Annotated in this window: 2 protein-coding genes; one reads left to right on the forward strand and one right to left on the reverse strand. The window is 33.1% G+C overall.

The window, feature by feature from the left end:
* Positions 1–104: 104 nt before the first annotated feature.
* Positions 105–1481: a sodium-dependent transporter gene (locus BUA73_RS13600; RefSeq protein ID WP_072904637.1), complete on the reverse strand. Its 1377-nt coding sequence runs from the start codon at positions 1479–1481 to the stop codon at positions 105–107.
* 266 nt (positions 1482–1747) lie between these two features.
* On the opposite strand from BUA73_RS13600, the gene BUA73_RS13605 reads away from it, so the two are divergent.
* Positions 1748–2341: an ECF transporter S component gene (locus BUA73_RS13605; RefSeq protein ID WP_072904638.1), complete on the forward strand. Its 594-nt coding sequence runs from the start codon at positions 1748–1750 to the stop codon at positions 2339–2341.
* Positions 2342–2514: the final 173 nt, after the last annotated feature.

Genomic DNA, 2514 nt, shown 5'->3' on the forward strand with positions numbered 1-2514 from the left:
AATATTATGTATATGGGAGATACTTTTTGTATCTCCTTTATTTTTTTATAAGTAGTAATTACTACTACCTTTGCCTACTAAAATTATACTCTAACGAGTACAAGTTATATGTTAAGAACTCCAATGGAAGATAAAAATACTAATATAACTAGCATTGGCGTTATATATCTTAAAATTATCCTGTAAACATTAATCAAAGTTAAGTTTTGCAAAGTACCTTTATTAGAAAGCTCGTCTATAACATCTTCCTTTTTAATAACATACCCTACAAATATTGATATTAAGAATCCTCCAATTGGAAGTAATATATTAGAAGATAATTTATCATACAAATCGAAAAATGTCATGTTGCTAAACGGTACATTGGCAAATATACTCTTGGAATGAACAGTAAGTATTCCCACTGCAAATACAAAAATTATAAGTGAAATTGTAGCCGTTCTTCTGTTCAATTTCTTTTCTTCACATAGATAGATTACCATAGGCTCTGCCATAGATATCATAGCCATGGTAGCTGCCATTGCTGTTAAGAATAAAAACATAACAAGCAATGCATTTCCAAAAGGCATCTGTGAAAACACTAATGGTATGGTATTAAATAAAAGCCCTGGGCCAGCTGCTGGGGACATATTATACTGAAATACCACTGGAAATATCGCGATTCCTGCTAAAAGTGATACCACAATATCCGCTAAAGCCAGTTTAATGGCATTCCCAACGATATTGTCTTTTTCCGTAAAGTAACTTCCATAAGTCATCATGCTGGAAACTCCAATGGATAGCTTAAAAAAGGCTAAACCAAGTGCAGCCATGATTACAGAACCAGTGATTTTGCTAAAATCTATGCTGAATAGGAACTTCAATCCCTGACTTGCACCAGAAATAGTTAAAGCTCTTATATCGCAAATTATAATTATTATAAATAAAATAGGCATTAGAACCTTAGTTACTTTTTCTATACCATTCTTTACACCTTTAACTATGATAAATCCCACTACAAATAAAACTATACCTTGCCATATAATAGGCATAAAAGATCCATTTACAGTTTGGTCAAACATATTTTCTGCAACCTTTGAAGCCGCATTAATATCCATACCTTTAAATACAGTAAACTCTCCTGTCAAAGCTTTAAAAAGATACGAATAAACCCATCCTGCCACAGCGCTATAGAAAAAAAACACAAGCGTAGCTGCACATATACCCATTCCTCCTACACATCTCCACTTTGTTCCCGGTGCAAGAGTGTTAAATGCTCCTATGGCATTCTTTTTAGCTCTTCTTCCAATAAAAAATTCCGACACTAATACAGGTATACCCACAAGTAATACAAACAATAAATAAACTAGAACAAACGCTCCTCCTCCATTTTCGCCTACCACTGTTGGGAACTTCCATATGTTCCCTAGTCCTACTGCTGAGCTTAAAATTGCAAAAAACACTGCTAACTTTGATGAAAACCCTTCTCTTTTTTCTTTCATAAATGTCTACACTAACTACAAAACCTACAAGGATTTCGTTCAGTAGTGCCTCCTCTCTCTAGTTTTTTTAAAAAAACATTCCCCATTTTATATAGTATCCTACATCATCGAATTTTTTTCAATAAAAAAATACCTATAAAAAAATGTTTTAATATAAATTTAAATTAGCAAAACATTGTACCCATACACTTGTTTATACTATCTTTTGATAATATAATAACCTTATTGTGAAAAGCAATTATAATTAGCGGTTAGGAGTGGAAATAATGAGAAATAGAAATTCAAAATTAATAAAATTAAGCCTCACAGGCTTATTTGCAGCGCTGTGTTTCGTCATGTTTACCTTTGTACAGATAAAAATTCCTGTACCAGGTGGCGACGCTACGTCACTTCATATAGGCAATGCTTTTTGTGTTTTAGCAGCGTTGATGCTGGGTGGTACTTATGGTGGACTTGCTGGTGCCATAGGAATGACCATTGCAGATATCATAGATCCAGTTTACATCGTAGTTGCTCCCAAAACTTTCGTGCTAAAGCTGTGTATAGGTTTAATAACCGGACTTGTAGCCCACAAAATAGCAAAAGTTAACGAAAGCAATGATAAAAAATATGTTTTTAAATGGAGTCTTATATCTTCAGTTTCAGGATTAGCTTTTAATGTAATTGCAGACCCAATTGTAGGGTATTTTTATAAACAGTATGTACTTGGACAACCTCAAAAAGCAGCTTCTATTCTGGCAAAAATAAGTGCCATGGCTACTTTTATAAATGCTGTTGTGTCAGTTATTATCGTAGTTATAGTTTACAATGCTATATTCCCACTATTAAAAAAACATGGGCTTTTATTACAAGAAAAATAACTAGTATGTGTTCATTTCCTTTTGAAGTGAACACTTTTTTTCATTAAGTAATTAATATTTAGGCCCAGGTGTTATATAATACTGAGATTCTACGTCAGTACTTTATAAACCACCCTCAAAGCATTGATAAATATACGTTCCTTCAAAATTCAGCTTTCACCCATTGGGTGAAA

Origin of the sequence: Hathewaya proteolytica DSM 3090 (genome assembly GCF_900142225.1) — a bacterium.
GTDB classification, from domain to species: Bacteria; Bacillota; Clostridia; order Clostridiales; family Clostridiaceae; genus Hathewaya; species Hathewaya proteolytica.